This is a genomic window from Microbacterium lacus (genome assembly GCF_039531105.1).
GTDB classification, from domain to species: Bacteria; Actinomycetota; Actinomycetes; order Actinomycetales; family Microbacteriaceae; genus Microbacterium; species Microbacterium lacus.
Genome location: NZ_BAAAPK010000001.1, coordinates 903991 through 924475 on the forward strand (window position 1 = coordinate 903991; position 20485 = coordinate 924475).

At 69.4% G+C, this 20485-nt stretch carries 15 protein-coding genes; 6 read left to right on the top strand and 9 right to left on the bottom strand.

Annotated features, from left to right (window positions below; all coding sequences use genetic code 11):
* Positions 1-11: 11 nt before the first annotated feature.
* Entirely contained in the window at positions 12-1226 is a 1215-nt protein-coding gene (locus tag ABD197_RS04300; RefSeq protein ID WP_344051947.1) for a class I SAM-dependent methyltransferase, read from the bottom strand.
* 195 nt (positions 1227-1421) lie between these two features.
* Between ABD197_RS04300 and ABD197_RS04305 the strand changes: the two genes are divergently transcribed.
* The 3 genes from ABD197_RS04305 to ABD197_RS04315 all read left to right on the top strand — a co-directional run bounded on the left by ABD197_RS04305 (position 1422) and on the right by ABD197_RS04315 (position 6435).
* Entirely contained in the window at positions 1422-2768 is a 1347-nt protein-coding gene (locus ABD197_RS04305; protein WP_344051949.1) for a hypothetical protein, read from the top strand.
* Between the two features lie 119 nt (positions 2769-2887).
* Positions 2888-4813, top strand: a complete 1926-nt coding sequence (locus ABD197_RS04310) for a dynamin family protein (protein WP_425560999.1) — start codon at positions 2888-2890, stop codon at positions 4811-4813.
* Positions 4810-6435, top strand: a complete 1626-nt coding sequence (locus ABD197_RS04315) for a dynamin family protein (protein ID WP_344051953.1) — start codon at positions 4810-4812, stop codon at positions 6433-6435. The genes ABD197_RS04310 and ABD197_RS04315 overlap by 4 nt, the downstream gene beginning before the upstream one ends.
* 498 nt (positions 6436-6933) lie before the next feature.
* Here the strand turns inward: ABD197_RS04315 and ABD197_RS04320 are convergent, their stop codons facing one another.
* The 3 genes from ABD197_RS04320 to ABD197_RS04330 all read right to left on the bottom strand — a co-directional run bounded on the left by ABD197_RS04320 (position 6934) and on the right by ABD197_RS04330 (position 12210).
* Positions 6934-7620: an IniB N-terminal domain-containing protein gene (locus ABD197_RS04320; protein WP_344051955.1), complete on the bottom strand. Its 687-nt coding sequence runs from the start codon at positions 7618-7620 to the stop codon at positions 6934-6936.
* Positions 7621-7714: 94 nt separating this feature from the next.
* Entirely contained in the window at positions 7715-10276 is a 2562-nt protein-coding gene (locus ABD197_RS04325; RefSeq protein WP_344051957.1) for a LuxR C-terminal-related transcriptional regulator, read from the bottom strand.
* A 20-nt stretch (positions 10277-10296) separates the two neighbouring features.
* A complete protein-coding gene (locus tag ABD197_RS04330; RefSeq protein WP_344051959.1) occupies positions 10297-12210 on the bottom strand; it encodes an Hsp70 family protein in 1914 nt (637 codons plus the stop codon).
* Between the two features lie 427 nt (positions 12211-12637).
* Between ABD197_RS04330 and groES the strand changes: the two genes are divergently transcribed.
* Positions 12638-12934: a co-chaperone GroES gene (gene groES, locus ABD197_RS04335; RefSeq protein ID WP_017203655.1), complete on the top strand. Its 297-nt coding sequence runs from the start codon at positions 12638-12640 to the stop codon at positions 12932-12934.
* A 206-nt stretch (positions 12935-13140) separates the two neighbouring features.
* On the top strand, positions 13141-14112 hold the full coding sequence (gene rarD, locus ABD197_RS04340; protein WP_344051961.1) for an EamA family transporter RarD: 972 nt from the start codon (positions 13141-13143) through the stop codon (positions 14110-14112).
* A 9-nt stretch (positions 14113-14121) separates the two neighbouring features.
* Here the strand turns inward: rarD and ABD197_RS04345 are convergent, their stop codons facing one another.
* From ABD197_RS04345 to ABD197_RS04355, 3 genes are read right to left on the bottom strand one after another with little or no spacing between them, the layout of a single operon-like run.
* Positions 14122-14424: a metal-sensitive transcriptional regulator gene (locus ABD197_RS04345; protein ID WP_344051963.1), complete on the bottom strand. Its 303-nt coding sequence runs from the start codon at positions 14422-14424 to the stop codon at positions 14122-14124.
* Positions 14421-16685, bottom strand: coding sequence for a heavy metal translocating P-type ATPase (locus ABD197_RS04350; RefSeq protein ID WP_344051965.1), 2265 nt, complete (start codon positions 16683-16685; stop codon positions 14421-14423). The genes ABD197_RS04345 and ABD197_RS04350 overlap by 4 nt, the downstream gene beginning before the upstream one ends.
* Positions 16685-16894, bottom strand: coding sequence for a heavy-metal-associated domain-containing protein (locus tag ABD197_RS04355; protein WP_344051967.1), 210 nt, complete (start codon positions 16892-16894; stop codon positions 16685-16687). The genes ABD197_RS04350 and ABD197_RS04355 overlap by 1 nt, the downstream gene beginning before the upstream one ends.
* A gap of 249 nt (positions 16895-17143) precedes the next feature.
* Here ABD197_RS04355 and ABD197_RS04360 point away from each other — a divergent pair, with 249 nt between their 5' ends.
* Positions 17144-18418: an ABC transporter substrate-binding protein gene (locus ABD197_RS04360; RefSeq protein WP_344051969.1), complete on the top strand. Its 1275-nt coding sequence runs from the start codon at positions 17144-17146 to the stop codon at positions 18416-18418.
* A gap of 314 nt (positions 18419-18732) precedes the next feature.
* On the opposite strand, the gene ABD197_RS04365 is transcribed toward ABD197_RS04360, so the two are convergent.
* Positions 18733-19503, bottom strand: a complete 771-nt coding sequence (locus tag ABD197_RS04365) for an ABC transporter ATP-binding protein (protein ID WP_344051971.1) — start codon at positions 19501-19503, stop codon at positions 18733-18735.
* Positions 19500-20465, bottom strand: coding sequence for an ABC transporter ATP-binding protein (locus ABD197_RS04370; RefSeq protein WP_425561029.1), 966 nt, complete (start codon positions 20463-20465; stop codon positions 19500-19502). The genes ABD197_RS04365 and ABD197_RS04370 overlap by 4 nt, the downstream gene beginning before the upstream one ends.
* Between the last annotated feature and the right edge of the window lie 20 nt (positions 20466-20485).

The following is a 20485-nucleotide window of genomic DNA, read 5'->3' on the forward strand; positions in this document are numbered from 1 at the left end:
GCAGCCTCGCCTCAGCCGCCCGCCTCGGCTGATCCGGCGGCCACCCGATCCGCGAGGATCGCACGGCGCTTGCCGTCGACGCGCGTGAGGATGAGTGTCGCGGACTCGTCGCCGCGGAGCTTGAGCGCGGTGCGGAACCGCGCGGGATCGATGTCCACGCCGCGCTTCTTGATCTCCAGCCGCCCGATTCCGCGGTCGCGGAGCGCCTTGGCCAGCGGCTTCGGATCGGCGGGCAGCACCTCGCGCACACGGAAGCTGGCCACGAACGGACTCGTGAGCGCGGCATCCGAGGTGAGATAGGCGATCTGCGGCGCGAGCATCCCGGCGTCGAGCAAGCGGGCCACGTCGCCGATCAGGCGCGCGCGGATCACCGCGCCGTCCGGCTCATGCACGAACGCCCCGAGTTCGCGCACCGCCTCGTCCTCGGCGTCCGCGGGGGCGGTGAGCTCCCACGCGGCTTCGCCGCGCAGCACGAGCGCGGCGCGGCGCACGCCGTCGCGCGCGAGCGCGCCGGACCACAGCACGAGCTTGACGGTCGAGCCGTCGGCGCTCACCCACTGCGCTTCGGCATCGGCGGGGATCAGCCCGCGGTCCAGCCCCGGCCCGAGCTTGATGCCGGTGGGGATGCGCGCGGCGAGTTCGAACGCCCAGTCCAGGGCGGGGGAATAGTCCTCGGGGCGTACGCGGGAGGTCTCGCTGTGGCCGGCCGTCCGACGGGCGGGGTCGAGCCAGACCGCGTCGACGCCGTCGAGGTCGGCGTCCTCGGCGCGGCCGTGGGCAACGGTGACGGCATCGCCGAACGGGGCGAGGTTGTACGCGGCGATCGCGGCCGTCACGTCGTCGGCGTCGATCGCCCGCACTCGGATGCCGAGCCCGGCGAACCCGAGCGCGTCCCCGCCGATCCCGCAGCCGAGGTCGGCGATCGTGCCGATCCCCGCGCGACGCACCCGGCCGGCGTGCTGCGCCGCCACGCCGAGGCGCGTCGCCTGTTCGAGGCCGGCGCGCGTGAACAGCATCCGGTCGGCGAACGCGCCGAACTTCGGCTGCGCCTTCGCACGCAGACGGGCCTGGCCGACGACCGCCGAGACGAGGTCGGGGGCGTGCCCGTCTTTGCGCAGTCGGGACACGGTGCGCGCGACGTCGTCGGTGGAGAGGATCGGGCCGATCTCGTCCAGGAGCCGCAGTCCCTCGGGGGTCAGCAGGGCGGTCAGCTCGGTCGAATCCATCGGGTCAGCCTATCCAGGGCGCCCCGCCCGGCATCGCCGGCCCGGACCCCGGACCCCCTACCGCGGGTGCGAAAACCCCTACCGAACCCCGGGGGGATCACGGGGATGCCGGGGGGAGATCACCGATGTTGCGGATCGGATGCCGCTCCACACTCGTACTACACGCCATCGGGCACTTGAGAAAAGGAACACATCATGGCTGATGAAAACGTCAATCTTCTGGGCCTCCAGTCGAACGACTCCTTCAACGACAACTCGGACAACTCGGTCAACGACTCGGGCAACGTCGATGCCTCGGTGAACGACTCGGGTAACACCGACGCGTCCACTGACATCGCGGACTCGGGCAACGGCAACTTCTCGGGCAACCTGTCGGGCAACGACAACTCGGACAACTCGGACAACTCCGACAACTCCGACAACTCGGACAACGACCAGGCCAACGCGGAGGACTCGTTCAACAACGAGGCCGAGGACTCCTTCAACGACAACTCGGACAACTCCGACAACTCGGACAACTCCGACAACTCGGACAACTCCGACAACTCGACGAACGACTCCGGCAACGGCAACGGCTCGGGCAACGGCAACATCGCCGTCGGGATCGCCGACTCGGGCAACGACAACTCCGTCGACAACTCGGTCGAGAACGAGGCTGAGGACTCCTTCAACGACAACTCGGACAACTCGGACAACTCGGACAACTCCGACAACTCCGACAACGACCAGGCCAACGCCGAGGACTCCTTCAACACCGACAACTCGGTCGAGAACGAGGCTGAGGACTCCTTCAACGACAACTCGGACAACTCGGACAACTCCGACAACTCCGACAACTCGGTCAACACGGACATCGACGTCGACATCGACGACTCGTTCAACACCGACAACAGCACCGACAACTCGGTTCGCAACCAGGACTCGTTCAACGTCACGAGCTCGTTCAACACGCAGACGCTGAACGACTACTCCACGACGGTGGGCGTCCGCCAGTACAACACCGGCTTCGGCGACTTCAACCTGGGCGGCATGCTCGGTGGAGCGGGTCTGGCCGGCGGCGGACACGGCGGCAGCGACCTGAACCTCACGCTGGACAACCGGTCCACCCTGACCGACCAGTCGGTGAACCAGGTCATCAACGCCGGCGGCGACGTGGGCCAGGCCTTCGGCAACACGGCGATCGTCGCCTCGGGTGACGGCGCGGCTGCGGCCGGCGGTGACGCTGCTGTCGACAACTCGTGGACCAGCAACACGATGGGCGACATGAACATCGGGAACACGAACATCGAGACCACGATCAGCGACTCGTTCAACGACTACTCGCAGGAGTGGGACAACTCGGTCGACAACGACTACGAGGACTCGTTCAACGACAACTCGGACAACTCCATGACCGACAACTCGATGAACGCCGACCTGGACGTCGACATCAACGACTCGTTCAACGACGTCGACACCGACATCGACAACAGCAGCGAGTGGGAGAACAGCGGCAACTTCTTCAGCCCGCAGGGCATCGCCGACTCGGACATCGACCTCTGAGTCCGTCAGCTCACCAACCGCTTGCCCGGTTGCCCTTCGGGGCAGCCGGGCAAGCGGCGTTCGCGCCTCCGGATGGGGCACATGCGGCGTAGCCTGGAGGGGCGACGCCACCGAGGGAGATGGGTGAAGCAGTGGGAACCGAAACCGAACGCGTGACGAAGAAGGCCCAGATCGACGCGGTCGTGCCGGCCTCGACGCCACGGACCGACCAACTCGTGCGGGTGATCGGCAACGTCGGAAAGCTCGCCGCTTCCGCGGGGCGGGAAGACCTCTCGGCACGCTTGGAGCAGACCCAGGCGCGCCTGCGCGACCCGAACGTGCGGGTCATCGTCGTCGGCGAATTCAAACAGGGCAAGAGCAAGCTCATCAACGCGCTCGTCAACGCCCCCGCCTGCCCGGTGGATGACGACATCGCCACGAGCGTGCCGACCTCGGTGGGGTACGCCGACGAGCCGTCCGCCTCGATCCTCATCCAGCACGAAGAGGGCGGGCCGAACAGCATCGAACGGCAGGAAGTGCCGCTGGAGGAGCTCGGCGCGCTCGTGTCCGAGCGAGGGAACCCCGGCAATGAGCGCAACATCGTCTCGGCCGAAGTGCTGATCCCCCGAGAGATCCTCAAGGGCGGCCTGCGCATCATCGACTCGCCCGGCGTGGGCGGACTGGAGTCCTCGAACTCCCTGTCGACCCTGTCGGCGTTGTCCTCGGCGCACGCGGTGCTGCTCGTCTCGGATGCGTCGCAGGAGTACACCGAGCCCGAGATCCAGTTCCTCAAGCACGCGATGCGCGTGTCGCCGAACGTCGCGACCGTGCTCGCCAAGACCGATCTCTACCCGCACTGGCGCGAGATCGAGAAGATCGACAAGGGCCACCTCGACGGGGTCGGCGACGTGCCGATGTTCACGGTCTCGAGCGACCTGCGACTCCTGGCGGCAGAACTGCAGGACCGCGAGCTCAACGACGAGTCCGGCTTCCCGGCCCTGGTCGCGCACCTGCGGCGCGAAGTGCTCGGCAAGGCCGAGGTGATCCACGAGCGCGCGGCGATCCATGATCTGGCCTCGGTCGTGGACCAGCTCACGATGTCGCTGAAGTCCGAACTCGCCGCCCTCGAACACCCCGAGGACACCCCGCGCCTGATCGCTCAGCTCGAGGACGCCAAGGCGCGCGCCGACGAGTTCCGTGGGCGCTCCTCGCGCTGGCAGATCACCCTGAACGACGGCGTCGCCGACCTCATCTCCGACATGGAGCATGACCTGCGCGACCGCCTGCGCAAAGTGCAGCGCGAAGCCGAGAACGCGATCGAAGAGGGCGACCCCGGCCCGATCTGGGATCAGATCACCGAGTGGCTCGACCAGCGCGTGTCGGCCGCGGTCTCGGAGACGTTCGTCTGGACGGACGAACGCGGCCGGTGGCTCAGCGAGGAGGTCGCCCAGCTGTTCAGCGAGGGCGAGACCGAACTGCCCTACATCGACGTGGGCAACACCGACGGGGTGCTGGACCCCGTCGAGGGGGTCTCCCACCTCGAGGCCGGACGCATGGGCGCGGCCGAGAAGATCTACATCGGCGTCCGTGGCTCCTACGGCGGTGTGCTCATGGTGGGTCTGGTCACCGGCCTCATCGGACTCTCGCTCATCAATCCGCTGTCGCTGCTCGCCGGCATCCTGGTGGGACGTCGCGCGTATCGCGAGGACATGGGCTCGCGCCTGTCGCGGCGCAAATTCGAAGCGAAGACGCTCGTGCGCAAGTACATCGACGAGGTCACCTTCCAGGTGAGCAAGCAGCTCAAGGACCGACTGCGCACCGTGCAGCGCGCGGCGCGCGACCACTTCGGGGCGATCGCCGACGAGCACCATCGTTCGCTGTCGGATGCCGTGCTCGCCGCGAAGCAGGCCGCAGGCGTCTTCACCGCCAACCGTGACCAGCGCATGGCGCAGCTGCGGAACCAGATCGGCCAGCTGGAGAACCTGCGCGCCGAGATCCCTGTCCTGCCGGCCGGCAAGGGCAAGGCCGTGGCCGCGGCGAAGAAGCAGGAGGCCATCACCACGTGAGGACCGTACGCGAGGACGCGAGCGAACTCATCGCCGCGGCGTCCGCCCTCTACGACGACGATCCGCAGGCGCGGGAGATCCTCGGCGACCTCGATCGGCGCCTGCGCGAGCCGCTGCGCCTCGCACTCGCCGGCATGGTGAAGGCCGGGAAGTCGACACTGCTGAACGCGATGCTCGGTGAAGAGATCGCCCCGACCGACGCGGGCGAGTGCACGCGGGTCGTGACGTGGTACCGGTATTCGGACACTCCGTCCGTCACGCTGCACCTGCACGACGGCGAGACCAGGCGACTCCCTGTCAAGCGCGACAAGGGACACCTCGTACTGACCCTCGGCGGGGTCGCGCCGGAGGAGGTGCACTGGATCGACGTCGGCTGGCCCTCGGCGGGGCTGCGCTCGGTCATCCTGATCGACACTCCCGGAATCGCCTCCATCTCGCAGTCGACCTCGGCCCGGTCGACGACGTTCCTCACGCCGGACCAGTCCCCGTCCTCCGCCGACGCGATCGTGTACCTCCTGCGGCACCTGCATGCGTCCGACCTCAAGTTCCTCGAGGCCTTCCGCGACACCGCGGCGGGTGTGTCGCAGACCGTGAACGCGCTCGCGGTGCTCTCCCGTGCCGATGAGGTCGGTTCGGGCCGGATCGACTCGTTGCTGTCGGCGGGCAAAGTGGCCCGCCGGTACGAGAACGACGGCGATCTCGCCTCCCTCGCGCTCGGCGTCATCCCGGTCGCGGGGCTCCTCGCCGAAGGTGCCCGCACCCTGAAGGAGAAGGAGTTCGCGGCCTTCCGCGAGCTGGCGGCGCTCGACAAGGCCGACCGCGACCGGCTGCTCGTCTCCGCCGACCGGTTCGTCAGGCCGACGGACGCGGTGAGCCTCAGCGAGAAGGCGCGGAAAGAACTGCTCTCCCGCTTCGGCATCTTCGGCGTGCGCCTGGCGACGGCGCTGCTGCGGGGCGGCGTGACCGACTCGACCCAGCTCGCCGAGCGCCTCGTGCAGCAGAGCGGGCTGAACGACCTGAACATCTTCGTGCGCGACCAGTTCCGTACGCGCGCCGATGCGCTGAAGGTGCGCGGGGTGCTGTCCGGGCTCGAGAAGCTGCTGCGCGACTTCCCGCGCGAGGGGGATGCCGCGATCGCCGCCGGCATCGAGCGGATCCACGCCACCGCGCACACGCTGCGGGAACTGTCGCTCCTGTCGCGGGCACGCCTTGCGGGCCTGCCACTGCCGGATGCGGCATCCGTCGACGCGCAGCGCATCGTCGGCGGCAGCGGGACCCCCGACGCGGTTCGACTCGGCCTCAGCGAAGACGCGCGCACCGACGAGCAGCGGGCCGCGGTGGACGCGCTCCTCGTGCGGTGGCGGACACTCGCTCAGTCGCCGTTGACCGAGCGAGCGGGTGTGGAAGTGTGCCGGGTGGTGATCCGCAGTCTCGAAGAGATCGCGTCACATCTCCGAGCCCTCGGACCCGACGGGGCCGCGGCGGACATCGACCCCGCGAGCGGTCCAGCGCAGGCCCGCAGGGAGGGTGCTGACGAGGAGGGCGAGCAGGACGAGGATCGCCTGCAGCGGGAGGAGCTGGCGCAGGACCTGGCCGTCGCCGCTCGTGGCGACCAGCTCTAGCGAGATCGCGAGCAGGATCACCTGCAGCACGAGCGTCGCGAACTGCCACCAGCGCACGCCCGGTCGCCTGCTCATGAACGACACGAGCAGAGCGATCTGGACGATCAGGATCGACACGATCGCGCCGAACACCGTCCAGAACAGGATGTCGGCCGCCGCCGTGTAGGTCTCGTCCGCGCGGCCCTGCACGACGCCGCGGATGACCTCCTCCATGATCGGCAGCTGGGCCTTGCGGATGATGAAGAGATAGACGACGCAGAAGCCGCCGAGCGCGAAGCTCAGGATCCAGAACAGCTGCGTCAGGCGGATGGATGCCGGCGGGGGGACCTTGGCGACGACCGGCGCCGCATTGGGGTTCGTCAGCGGCGGACGCGACGGCGCCTCCCGACGCGGTGGCGGGGGCGCTTCTCCGCGGGGAGCGGGCGTGGGCACGCGGGAGACGGCGCCGGATGACTCCGGCGCCGTCTGACCCTTCGGATTCGGATCCGTCACAGCGGGTTAGGGCTCTTCCGTCGTGAACTCGACCTGGCCGTCTCCCTCGATCGTCGTGTCGACGTCGTTGAACGAGTCGTCGATCGCCACGTCGGCGGATACGTCCGTCGAGTTGTCGACGGCGGTGTTCTCGGAGTTGTCGTTGAACGAGTCGTCTGTCTCGGTCTCGGTGGAGTTGTCGGTCTCGGTCGACTGGTCGTTGAACGAGTCCTCCACGGTGACATCGGTCGTCTCGTTGCCGATGTTGATGTCCCCGGTCGAGACCTCGGTGTCGGAGTTGTCGACGGTCGCGTCGTCGCCGGCCGCAGCTGCTCCGTCGCCGGAGGCGACGATCGCCTCGTTGTCGAAGATCTGCGTGACATCGCCCTTGGCCCAGATGTTCTGGTTCACCGACTGGTCGATCACCGTGGATCGGTTGTCGATCGTCACGTTCTGCGTGAGGGTGTTGATCTCCTTCACGACGTCGTTCGGGTAGGGCTTCGGCGGCGGCGGAGGTGTCGGGTGGACATCTGGGCGGTCGATGACGACCGGCGCGACGGCGCGGACGTCATCGGCGCAGACGTTACTGAGCCCGTTGCGGGCGAGCATCGCCTCGGGGTTCTCATCGAATTCGGCCTGGGCTGCAGGGTCGCGGAGGAGGCTGAGAATGAACTCGATCAGCGCATCCGCGATCGTGGTGAGCGGTGTGGTCATGAGTGGCTCCTGTGTCTCCTCAAATTCTCATCTTCAGTCTGATCCGGTGGTCCGGGGATCACATCGGGGATAACCCCGATGCGATGGGGGTGCGTCAGGGGGATCCGGGGGGAGTCCCCTGCGATTCGGCAGAGGACGTTGCGTCTTCGACGACGACGCGCAGCTTCGCGACCAGGTCGGAGCGCGATGTCGCACCCAGGCGTCGCCGGATGTGCGCGATGTGGTGCTCCGCTGTGCGCGGCGAGATGAAGATCGTCTGGCCGATCTCGGCGTAGGTCTTGCCCTGGAGCACGAGGCGGGCGACGTCGCGCTCGCGTTCGCTCAGGACGATGCCGCCGGACTCGTCGCTTTTCTTCTGCACCGCGACCGCACCGGTGTCCGCAGACCGCGGGGTGCGCGATCCGTCGTTCGGGTGCAGCTCGCGGGCGACCGACAGCAACCGGGCGGAGACCCGACGGTCGGTGGACTTCCCGGCACCGTGACCCGCCAGCCGTGCGCCGTCCCACCCGAGTCCCGCCGAGGCGAGACCGTGCGCGGCCGCTTCGATCGCGTCGGCATCCACCGAGCCGGCGAGCGTCGCGGTCCACACGCGGCCCGCCTGCGCCATCACCGCGGCGACAGCGCTGTGCGTGGAGGCCGTCACGAGCACGCGGGCGTGGGGCTTCAGGTCGTCCGGGCGGTTCAGCAGGATCCCCTGTTGGATGCCGGACCAGTGCACGTGCGCCGCCCAGACGGGCGGGGCGCCGAGGCGCTCCACGATCTCGAGAGCCCGCGCGAAGTGCGGCTGTACGCGCGCGGTGTCATCGACACGGGCGGCGGCGGCCACGAGCTCGGTGAGCGGCAGCAGTGTGTACAGATCCGTCTCCGTGCGCAGCACGCTGTCGCGGGCATCCACCCAGATCGCGTCCAGCGCCGCGGCGTCCTCGTAGCGGCGGGCGATCGCCACGCGGATCGCGTGGGCGAGCATCGCGTCGCGGGCGCTGAGGACGGCGTCGCCCTTCACGGCGTCCGCCAGCGCCTGCCGTGCGTCCACGGGCCGGGCGCGCTGCACCGCGAGCCAGGACTTCCACAGCAGCAGCCGCGTGCGGGCGATCGCACCGCCCTGACCACCGGACAGGGCGTCGTCGATGCTGGACTGCGCGATCTCGAGCTCTCCGACGCCGATCGCGACGATCGCGGCGATCACGGCGGGAAGTTCGGGCACGGGGGCGGCGGATCCCGACGCCGTGTACATCTCGGACGCGCGCACCAGGTCGGCCACGGCGGCTTCCGCACCGTCCGGGCGCAGGGATTCGCGCAACCCGCGGTCGAGGAGCTCCATCGCGACACCGAGGGTGGAGGGCAGGCCGTGACCGGCCTCCGGAGCGCCCAGGGAAGCGGCATCCCCGACACCCACCGCGGCGATCGTGGCGCGTGCGCACGACTCGGCCCCGACCGGCGGGAGCGAGCGGTAGACCGCGTCGCTCATGCGCAGCATTCCGCGGGATGCCCAGATGGCGGCCGAGGTGTCGGCGACGCGGTCACCGTCGCGCACGCCGTCCAGCAGCGACACGTCGTCGAGCATGCTGCTCGCCGCCTCGAGGTCGCCGGTGGCCCACGCGGCCTGCGCCCGGCGTCCCGTGAGTTCGGCTTCGCCGATGCCGCACTCCAGCGCGGCGGCGTAGAGCTCGAGCGCCCGTGCCGGCTCCCGTTCGAGAAGCCGGTCCGCCTGCTCGACGAGACTGCGTCCGAAGGCGGCGTCCGCCTCTCCGCTGACCCAGTCCGCGAACGCATCCTCGTTGCCGGCGGCCGAGAGCGCGAGCGTCTGCACCGCGGAGGCCGCGATGCCCCCCATGCGCGTGGTGGGCATCGCGGAGCGCACGGCCGAGCGGACGACGGGAGCAGGACGGCCGTTGCGCAGCAGCAGCCCCTCGGCGTATCCCTCGGCGACGAGATCCTCCTGATGCGGTGAGCCGTCGCCGTGCGGCGCAGAGCTGAGGCAGCGCGCCACGACCTCGTCCCGAAGCGCGGGGTCGATCGTCTCCAGCCGGTGGGCGACGCGCTCCTCGACCGCGCGCCGGACGGCGCGGTGCTGACGATCCGCTGCGCAGTCGCGCGGATCGTGGAGCGCGAGGGCCTCGGCGACGAGCCAGGACACCCCGCCCGTGCACTCCAGGACCTCATCGACGCACGCGATCTCGGCGCGGCGGTCGGAGTTCTCGAGGAAGGTCAGCACGTCCGAACGAGAGACGGTGCCGAGCACGATCGCCGGACGGCTGCGCTCGAGCGCGTGCCGGACGCGGCCCAGTTCGGCGTGCTGCGCCGACGGGCGGGAAGCGACGACGAGCGAGGCGGACAGGTCTTCTGCGCGATCCAGGAGTGCCGCCAGCTGCGCCGGCGACACCCGGTGGAGATCGTCGACCAGAAGGACGGCATCCGCGGGAATCGCGTGAACGTCCGCAGCTTCGTCGAGGAAGCGGTGCGGGCGATTCTGCTCGATCAGCAGCCGCTCGATCTCGGCGAGCACGGCGGTCTTTCCCGCGCCGGCGGTGCCGGAGATCACTCCGCGCACGGGCCGGCCCGGCTCGACGATCGACTCGATCGCGGGGCGGGCCTGCCGCTCCCACAGGTGGGCAGCCTGGCGCTCGGGCATGACGGTGGAATTCGGTGTAGCCATCTCGATGGAGCTTCCGCGGGTCAGACCGGGTCGGTGGGCGAGGGAGACGGATCCGGAGCGGGGTCAGCGGGTGGAGTCGTGGGGTCGGGTTCGGCGGGCGGTGTCGTCGGGTCGGCGGGCGGTGTCGACGGGTCCGCGGGAGGCGTCGTCGGATCCGCCGGCGGGTCCGTCGGATCGGCGGGCGGATCGGTCGGATCGGCGGGCGGATCCGTCGGGTCTGCCGGGGGAGTGGTCGGATCGGCGGTCGGGTCTGCCGGAGGAGTGGTCGGGTCCGTGGTCGGGTCGGGGTTGGCAGTGGTGGGGTCCGAGCTCCCACCCGTCGGACTCGGGCTGGGTGTCGTGTTGCCGTTGGGGGTGGTGCCCGTCGGTGTGCCCGACCCGCTGCCCGATCCGCCGCCGGTCTGAGCCTGTGAGGCCGGCGTCGTCGGCTTGGCCGTCGGCGAGGCGGCCGCGATCTGCTTCTCGCTCTGCTGCACGGCGCGCTGCGTGGCCTGCCGGCGCGGATTCGACGGGCCGCTTCCGCCGCCGCGGCTGCCTCCCTGATCGGCGACGGGTTGCGTCTCGGCGACGGTTTCCAGCGGGGGTGCGGCGACGGGATCCGTCGCCGGTGCCGACGACGAGGACGGCGTCGGGCTCGGCGTGCCGGAGTCGAACCCCGTGAGCTCGGGGGAGCGCGACCCGGCCGACAGTGTGCTCGCGAACACGATCGCCGCGGCGATCGTGACGGCGGCGCCCGCCAGCAGGATCGGCGAGGACTTGCGCGCGAACGACGACGACTCGGCGGACACGGGGAACGGCGGGTCGAGCGCCACGGCTTCCCCGGTGGGTGCGTCGGGCAGAAGGGCCAGCGCGTCGGACGGCCCATCGGCGATCAGCGCAAGAGCTCCGGGAGTCCCGAGGACGCGGCGGTCCTCGGCGCGGACGAGCGCCGTGCGCGCGGCGCCGAGGGCGATCGCGGCCTTGGGGTCGGCATCAACCGCGATGGGCCGATCGAACCGCTCGGACAGCCGCTGCGCGACCTGGGGGATCCGGGACGACCCGCCGATCAGGAGGATCGAGTCCAGCTGCTCGGGCTCGAGGCCCGCGGACTCGAGCGCGTCGTCGACGGCGTCGATCGTCCGGTCGACCGACGGCAGGATCATGGCCTCGAACTCGGAGCGGGTCAGACGCACGCTCGTGCGCTGCGGCGGAACGAGCACCGGGATCGACGCGTCAGAGTCGAACGACAGCGCCTCCTTCGCATCCACGCACTCGCGACGCAGCTGCGAGAGGGCCAGTCGCGTGTCCGGCTCGTCCATCGCGAGGGTCGCGACGTCGATTCCGGATGCCGAGATGACGTGCCGCAGAACCGCATCGTCGAAGTCCGCTCCACCGAGGTCTTCGATCCCGGTCGGCTCACCGACGATGTCGAACGTGCCGTCGATCTCCTTGCGGAGCAGGACCGTGTCGAACGTGCCGCCGCCGAGGTCGTACACCGCGAGCGTCTGGCCCATCTCCAGCGGGCGGGCCGCTTCGTAGTGCCGTGCGGCCGCTTCGGGCTCGGAGATCAGCTCGACCGCGGTGACGCCCACCGCGGCGAGGGCGGACCGGATCAGTTCGAGGCGGTGCGCGCCCCACTCGGTCGGGTGCGTCAGGGCGACGCCCTCAGGCTCCGCACCTTCCCGTTCCGCGACCTGGCGGACGATGTCGGCCGCGGTCTGGGCATAGAGGTGCTCGGCGCGCAGTGCGCGGTCACCGACCGTGATCGGGACGTCGTCACCGACGCTGCGCTTGAACTCGCGGATCAGCCGCTCGGGCTGCGTCACACCGCGACGCTCGGCGGCATCTCCGAAGGACAGCTCGCCGTCGTCGCCGACGAAGACGACGGTGGCCGCGCTGTCGCTGCGGCGACCCAGCGTGAACGGAGCTGCGACGATGCTGCCGTCGGCCGCCACGCGTGCGGTCGCTGCCGCTACGCGGCTTGTCCCCACATCGATAGCAAGAAAATAAGACGACTGTGTCATGTTGCCAGTTCCCCCAAGAACCTGACGTACTGCTTCCCCCATGCCATGTCTACCACCGCGTGGGGCTGTCCGCGAGGGGTGTGCCGACCCTTGTCCCTGGTATCTCGAGACGTTACGATCCGCAGTTCTCATGTGCTCAGAGCATCGAGTGCCCGCCCTGATACATCGGGTTCGGAAAATGCCCGTCACGGCACGTTCCCGCCCGTCCTGAGGTCTTCGGTGCGGCGCGTGATTCGGATTGCGTCACAGGCTGGCACTCACGTTGCATGAGTGCCAGCGCTTGCCTAGACTGGCGTTAGCACTCTCAGGTGGAGTTTGCTAATCAGTCTTGAAGTTTCAAGGAAAGCAGAGGTAGACCGTGTCGGTTTCCATCAAGCCGCTCGAGGACCGCATCGTCATCAAGCAGGTCGAGGCCGAGCAGACCACCGCGAGTGGTCTGGTCATCCCCGACACCGCCAAGGAGAAGCCCCAGGAGGGCGAGGTCGTGGCGGTGGGCCCCGGCCGCATTGACGACAACGGCAACCGTGTTCCGCTCGATGTCGCCGTCGGCGACCGCGTGCTGTACAGCAAGTACGGCGGCACCGAGGTCAAGTTCGGCGCGGACGAGTTCCTCGTCCTGTCGGCGCGTGACGTTCTGGCGGTCGTGGTCCGCTGAGACCGGCCGCTTTCGGAAGGCCCGGGTGCTTCGGCACCCGGGCCTTCCGTCGTTGCGGGGCGCCCGCTGTTCACAACTCCCGCATTCGCCGAGGCCGCGCAGAGCGCGGGCCGCGCATTCGCGCGGATTCGGCCACTGCGCGGACGCGGAGAGCGGGAGTCGTGAACGCGCAACGGCGCTGACGGATCCGCGCCTACGCTGGGTGAGTGAGCCGACCCGATCCTGAGACCGCCCGCGCGGCATCCGGATCGCAGATCGACACGCCGAGAGAGCGGGCGCTGGGCGGTCTGTACGCGTTCACGGCGTACCTGCTCTGGGGCTTCCTGCCGCTGTACTTCCTCCTGCTCGCACCCACCGGGCCGTTCGAACTGGTCGCGTGGCGCATCCTGCTGTCGCTGATCTTCTGCGCGTTCCTGCTGACCGTGCTCCGCGGATGGGGGAGACTGCTCGCCGTCGTCCGCCGGCCGCGGCTGCTGCTGTGGACAGGGGTTGCCGGGGCGCTGATCTACGTCAACTGGCAGGTGTACATCCTCGCCACCCTCAGCGGGCACGTGATCGAAGCGAGTCTCGGCTACTTCATGAACCCGATCGTCACGGTGGTGCTGGGGGTCGTGGTGCTGCGCGAGCGACTGCGCGTCGTGCAGTGGATCGCGGTCGGCATCGCCGTCGCCGCCGTGGCGGTCATCGTCGTCGGCTACGGCGACTTCCCGTGGATCGCCCTGACCCTCGCGTTCACGTTCGGCATCTACGGGCTCGTGAAGAAGCGACTGGGCCCCTCGGTGGATGCCGTGAGCGGGCTCACGCTCGAATCGGCGTGGCTCGTCCCGGTCGCGGCCGTGATCCTCATCGTGGTCGGATCGACCTCCGGACTCACGATGGGTGCGGCGGGGCCGTGGCACGCGCTGCTCCTGAGCCTCGCCGGCGTCATCACGGCCGTGCCGCTGCTGCTGTTCGCCGCCGGCGCGCGGCGCATCCCGCTGACCGTGGTCGGACTGCTGCAGTTCATCGCGCCGATTCTGCAGTTCATCATCGGCGCGTGGCTGCTGGGCGAACCCATGCCCCTCGAGCGCTGGATCGGCTTCGCCCTCGTGTGGCTCGCCCTGATCGTGCTGTCGGTGGACTCGGTGCTGTTCGCGCGCCGCGCGCGCGGCGTCTCGGACGTCGGCGAGCTCACCTGAGCGGCCGCCTCAGCGCACGAGCCTCGCGATCGCCGCGGTCGCCTCGGTGATCTTGGCGTCGGCCTCCGCACCGCCCAGGCGCGCCGCATCGACGACGCAGTGCCGCAGGTGGTCGTCCAGCAGGCCCACCGCGACCGCCTCCAGAGCGCTCGTCAGCGCGCTGATCTGCGTGAGGATGTCGATGCAGTACTTCTCGTCCTCGACCATCTTGTGGATGCCGCGCGCCTGACCCTCGATCCGCCGCATGCGGTTGAGGTACTTCTCCTTGTCGGTGATGTAGCCGTGGTGCGCGTGCGCGGTGGTGTCGGTCATGCGAGCTCCTTGACGGGAAGGGGGCGGAAACGGCGCAGGCGCAGGCTGTTGCCGACGACGAAGACACTGGATGCCGCCATCGCAGCCCCGGCGATCATCGGGTTCAGCAGCCCGAGCGCCGCGAGCGGGATCGCCGCGACGTTGTAGGCGAAAGCCCAGAACAGGTTCGTGCGGATCGTCCGGAACGTCCGGCGGGACAGACGCACCGCGTCGGCGGCGCTGCGCAGATCGCCACGCACCAGAGTGATGTCCGCGGCTTCGATCGCGGCATCCGTCCCCGTGCCCATCGCGAGACCGAGGTCGGCCTGCGCAAGGGCGGCGGCGTCGTTCACGCCGTCTCCGACCATCGCGACGACGCGTCCCTCGGCCTGCAGTTCCTTGACGACGGCGACCTTCTGCTGCGGCAGCACGCCGGCGATCACCCGCTCGATGCCGACCTCGTCGCCCACGCGTCGCGCGACCGTCGCGTTGTCGCCGGTGAGCAGCACGGGATCGAGTCCCAGTGCGCGCAGCTGCGCGACCGCCTCCGCGCTGGAGGGTGCGACCCGGTCGGCGACCACGAGCACGCCGCGGGCCCGACCGTCCCACGCCACCAGCACCGCGGAGGAGCCTTCGGCCTCGGCGGACTCCTTGGCCGCCAGGAGTTCGGGGGAGAGGTGGATCGCCCAGTCCGCGAGCAGCTGCTCGCGGCCGACGATCACCGCGTGACCCGCCACGACACCCGAGACGCCGACGCCCGTCGTGGCGGCGAAGGACTCCACAGCCGGCAGGTCGCCGAGCTCCGCGCGGGCCGCGCGGGCGATCGCCTGGGCGATGGGGTGCTCGGATGCCGCCTCCACGGCGCCGGCCAGCCTCAGCAGTTCGGCGCGCGGGGTGTCGGCATCCGTGACCGCGTCGATGAGCGACATGCGCCCTGTCGTCACGGTGCCGGTCTTGTCGAGCACGATCGTGTCGACCGTGCGCGAGGACTCGAGCACTTCGGGACCCTTGATCAGGATGCCGAGCTGGGCTCCGCGGCCGGTGCCGACCAGCAGTGCGGTGGGGGTCGCGAGGCCCAGCGCGCACGGGCACGCGATGATGAGGACCGCGACCGCGGCGGTGAAGGCCGCGGCGGCCGGAGCACCGATCAGCAGCCACGTCACGAGGGTGCCGAGCGCGATCACGAGGACGATCGGCACGAAGACCCCGGAGATCCGGTCGGCGAGCCGCTGGACGTCGGCCTTGCCGGACTGCGCCTGCTGCACGAGCCGGGCCATCTGCGCGAGCTGCGTATCGGCGCCGACGCGCGTCGCACGCACGAGCAGTCGTCCGCCGGCGTTCACGGTGGCGCCGAGGACCGCGTCGCCCTCGCCGACCTCGACCGGCAGCGATTCGCCGGTCACCATGGAGGCGTCCACCGCCGAGGTGCCCGAGACGATGACGCCGTCGGTCGCGATCTTCTCACCCGGGCGCACGACGAACTCGTCGCCGACCCGGAGCGAGGCGATCGGGATGCGCCCGGACACGCCGTCGCGGATGACCTCGACGTCCTTCGCGCCGAGCTCGAGCAGCGCCCGCAGGGCCGCCCCCGCGCGCCGCTTGGAGCGCACCTCGAAGTACCGGCCGGCGAGGACGAACATCGTCACGCCCGCGGCCACCTCGAGGTAGATGTTCCCGGCGCCGTCCGACGGGCGGATCGTCCATTCGAACGCGTGCGTCATGCCCGGCATCCCGGCGGTGCCGAAGAAGAGCGCGTACAGCGACCACGCGAACGCCGCCGACGTGCCGATCGAGATGAGGGTGTCCATCGTCGCGGCGCCGTGGCGGAGATTGATCCACGCGGCGCGGTGGAACGGCCAGCCCGCCCACAGCACGACCGGGGTGGCCAGGGCGAGCGAGACCCACTGCCAGTAGTCGAACTGCAGCGCGGGGATCATCGCCATCGCGATCACCGGCACCGACAGCACGACCGCTCCGATCAGGCGGCGCCGGAGCGAGGTCAGCTCGCGATCCTCGGGCTCGTCGCCGGCGGATGCCGGGGGCTCGGGGAGCGCCGCGGTGTAGCCGGTCTTCTCCACCTCGGCGATGAGGACGGCGGGGTCCACTCCGGCGGGCGCGTCGACGACGGCTTTCTCGGTCGCGTAGTTCACGCTCGCCGAGACGCCGTCGAGGCGATTGAGCTTCTTCTCGATGCGGTTCGCGCACGAGGCGCACGTCATGCCGCCGATGTCGAGCTCGACATGGGACGGTGCGTCCGGCACGGCCGCGGGTGCCGGGGCCATCAGACGCGGGCCGCGGAGTATCCCGCCTCGTCGACCGCGGCGAGCACCGCGTCGTCGTCGAGCGGGGAGGCGGAGGTGATGACCAGGGTGCCCGCAGCGGCGCTCACGTCGACCTGTTCGACCCCGGCGATCTTCTGCACCTCGCCGCGCACGGCGTTCTCGCAGTGGCTGCAGGTCATCCCGGTCACGGTGTACTGGTTCGTCGTCATGTCTCGGCCTTTCGTGAGGATACCCCTAGGGGGTAGTACGTCGATGACAACCGTATACGGCAGTGGGGTATTCCGGGCCGCAGAGGTGGAATCCGCTCCCATCGACCGTGGAACCGCGGACCATAACGATCGGGTCGCGTTACATATCGTTAACGAAAGGCAACATTGGCGAGACCGGCTCCGGTTTAGGTTTAGGGGAACTGGCCCGGCGCCCGAGCCGGACCGCGTTCATTCACAGCAAGGAGCAACATGAGCGTCTTCTCCCGAGGCACTGCCTCCCGTTCGCGCGTGCGGGCGGTGATCGGCGGTATCGCCATCGCCGGCGCCAGCGCCCTCGTCCTCGCCGGGTGCGCCGGCGGTGGAGGCACGGCCGAGCCTTCGGATTCGGCTGCCCCCGCTGAGGATCTCACCCTCAAGATCGGCACCGTCCTGCCCCAGACCGGCAGCCTCGCCTTCCTCGGCCCGCCCGAGGAGGCCGGTGTCACGCTCGCCGTGAACGAGGTCAACGAGGCCGCGGCCGGCGTGACCGTCGACGTCACGTTCGGCGACTCGGGTGACGCCGACAACAAGGCGTTCGAGACGACGGTTCCCAAGCTGCAGAGCGAGGGCGTCTCGGCCATGATCGGTGCCGCATCCTCCGGTGTGACCAAGCTGTTCCTCGACAGCAACGTGTCCGAGGGCATCATCACGTTCTCGCCGGCCAACACGTCGCCCGACTTCACCACGTGGGACGACAACGGCCTGTACTGGCGCACGGCTCCCAGCGACCTGCTGCAGGGCGAGGTCCTCGGAAACCTGATCGCCGAGGACGGACACAAGAACATCGGCATCATCTACCAGAACGACGCGTACGGCACCGGCCTGTACAACGTCGTCAAGGAGGTCTTCGAGTCCTCCGGCGGATCGGTCGTGGCTGAGGCGTCCTACAACGACGGCGACAGCTCGTTCGACGCTCAGGTGGCCACCGTCACCGCGGCGAACCCCGACGCGGTGGTGCTCATCACGTTCGACCAGTTCACGACGATCGCGCCGCTGCTGGTGAACGCCGGCATCCCCGCCTCGGAGTTCTACCTGGTCGACGGAAACCTGTCGAACTACGGCACGGACGTCGCCGTTTCGCTCGAGGGCGCGAAGGGAACGCTCCCCGGCCCCAAGCTGGAGGACGACTTCCAGCAGCGTCTGAACGACGCGTGGGTCGCCGAGGGCAACGCCGAGCTGGAGGACTACTCCTACGCGGCCGAGTCCTACGACGCGGTCATCCTGCTCTCCCTCGCTTCGCTCGCGGCCGGCTCGACCGACGCCGAGGCGATCGCGGGCAAGCTGCAGGAGGTCTCAGGTGGTTCCGGTGACGGCGAGAAGTGCGACTCGTTCGCCGCGTGCGCCGAGATCATCAACGGTGGCGGCGTGGCCGACTACGACGGCTACTCCGGTGGCGTCGCGTTCGACGACGCGGGCGACCCGACCGAGGCCACGATCGGTATCTTCCAGTACGGTGCCGACAACATGTACACGCGCATCAACTGATCTGATCAGCTGAGCGCAGAAGGGCCCCGGGGAAACCCGGGGCCCTTCGTGCGTCCCCCGCCCGCTCCGCCGAGATGGTGGGTTTTCCGCCGAGATGGTGGGTCTTCTCCCGAGGTGGTGGGTCTTCTCCCGAGGTGGTGGGTTCTCCCGCGAGATGGTGGGGGCCATCTCGGCGCAGGAGGGACCATCTCGGCGTAGGAGGGGCCATCTCGGCGGGGGAAGGGCCATCTCGGCGCAGGAGGGACCATCTCGGCGCGCACGAAAAGAGAAGCGGATGCCGGTCACCCGGCATCCGCTTCGCTACGACGAAACAGCTACACGCCGTCGGCGCCGAGCGTGCCCAGATACAGCCCGATGACCTTCGGGTCGTTCAGGAGCTCGCGGCCGGTGCCCTCGTACGCGTCGCGGCCCTGGTCGAGGACGTACCCGCGGTCGCAGATCTGCAGGCAGCGGCGGGCGTTCTGCTCGACCATGATCGTGGTCACGCCCGCCTTGTTGATGTCCGAGACGCGGATGAACGCGTCGTCCTGGCGGACGGGGGACAGGCCTGCGGACGGCTCGTCCAGCAGCAGCACGGACGGGTCCATCATCAGCGCCCGCGACATCGCCACCATCTGGCGCTCGCCACCGGAGAGCGAGCCGGCGCGCTGCTTGAGGCGCTTGCCCAGTTCGGCGAAGATCCCGGTGACGAACTCGAGGCGATCCTTGTAGATGCGGGGGTTCTGGTAGAGCCCCATCTGCAGGTTCTCCTCGATCGACAGCGAGGGGAAGACGTTGTTCGTCTGCGGCACGAAGGCGACACCCCGCTGCACGAGCTTGTCGGCCTTCAGGCCCACGATCGACTCGCCGTTCACGGTGATGTCGCCGCCGCGGACCTTGACCAGGCCGAAGATCGACTTCAGCAGCGTGGACTTGCCGGCGCCGTTCGGGCCGATGATGCCGACGAGCTCGCCCTTGCGGGCGACCAGGTTCGCGCCGTTGATGATGTTGATCCCCGGCAGGTAGCCGGCGAACAGGTCGGTCGCCTCGACGACGATCTCGTCGGACTTCGCGGGCTGCGCCGGCGCGGTCTGCGGCAGGCTCATCGCGTCTCCTTCTCTGCTTCGTCGATCTCGTGCTGGCGCTCCTCGCGGATCTCCTCCAGCAGCTCCTGGCCTTCTTCGCCGAGATCGCCCTGGACGCGGCCTGTCACGACGCCGAGGTCGACGTCCTGGTGGCTGCCGAGATAGGCGTCGATCACGGCCTGGTCCTGCATCACGGTGTCCGGCGGGCCCTCGGCGACGACCTTGCCTTCGGCCATCACGACGACCCAGTCGGCGATGTGCCGCACCATGTGCATGTCGTGCTCGACGAAGAGCACGGTCATGCCGAGTTCCTTGAGGTCGAGGATGTGGTCCAGGAGCGATTCGGTCAGGGCCGGGTTGACGCCGGCCATCGGCTCGTCGAGCATCACCAGGGTCGGGTCGCTCATGAGCGCACGCGCCATCTCGAGGAGCTTGCGCTGACCGCCCGAGAGCGACGCGGCGAAGTCCTTCTCCTTCGCGTCGAGCTTGAAACGCTTGAGCAGCTCGCGCGCCTTCGCCTCGTTCTCGGTCTCCTGCGATCTCCAGAAGGCCGGGATGAAGCTCGTCCAGAACCGCTCGCCGCGCTGCTTCGTGGCGCCGAGCTTCATGTTCTCGAGCACCGTGAGGAGCGAGAGCGCCTTGGTCAGCTGGAACGTGCGCACCTGACCCATCCGGGCGACTTTGAACGCGGGGATGCCGGACAGGGTCGTCCCGTCGAACGCCCACGTCCCGCTGTTGGGCTTGTCGAAGCCGCACAGCAGGTTGAACAGCGTCGTCTTGCCCGCGCCGTTGGGTCCGATGAGTGCGGTGATCGCGCCGCGGGGGACCTCGAGGTGCTCGACGTTGACCGCGGTGAGGCCGCCGAAGCGGCGCGTGACGTTGTCGATCACGAGGATCGGATCGGTCTTGGCGACGCCGGGGACGTTCTCGCCCTTGGCCAGTCCGCCGGTCTTGGGCCGTCGGATGCTCGCCGTGGTGGGCACGGTCTTGGGTGAGCCGTATT

Bases quoted from the DNA above. Each gene is read 5' to 3' on its own strand.
- ABD197_RS04365 (WP_344051971.1), bottom strand. From the start codon at position 19,503: ATGAGCCTGCCGCAGACCGCGCCGGCGCAGCCCGCGAAGTCCGACGAG.
- ABD197_RS04320 (WP_344051955.1), bottom strand. From the start codon at position 7,620: ATGACCACACCGCTCACCACGATCGCGGATGCGCTGATCGAGTTCATT.
- ABD197_RS04355 (WP_344051967.1), bottom strand. From the start codon at position 16,894: ATGACGACGAACCAGTACACCGTGACCGGGATGACCTGCAGCCACTGC.
- ABD197_RS04300 (WP_344051947.1), bottom strand. From the start codon at position 1,226: ATGGATTCGACCGAGCTGACCGCCCTGCTGACCCCCGAGGGACTGCGG.
- ABD197_RS04345 (WP_344051963.1), bottom strand. From the start codon at position 14,424: ATGACCGACACCACCGCGCACGCGCACCACGGCTACATCACCGACAAG.
- ABD197_RS04325 (WP_344051957.1), bottom strand. From the start codon at position 10,276: ATGGCTACACCGAATTCCACCGTCATGCCCGAGCGCCAGGCTGCCCAC.
- ABD197_RS04305 (WP_344051949.1), top strand. From the start codon at position 1,422: ATGGCTGATGAAAACGTCAATCTTCTGGGCCTCCAGTCGAACGACTCC.
- ABD197_RS04360 (WP_344051969.1), top strand. From the start codon at position 17,144: ATGAGCGTCTTCTCCCGAGGCACTGCCTCCCGTTCGCGCGTGCGGGCG.
- ABD197_RS04350 (WP_344051965.1), bottom strand. From the start codon at position 16,685: ATGGCCCCGGCACCCGCGGCCGTGCCGGACGCACCGTCCCATGTCGAG.
- ABD197_RS04310 (WP_425560999.1), top strand. From the start codon at position 2,888: ATGGGTGAAGCAGTGGGAACCGAAACCGAACGCGTGACGAAGAAGGCC.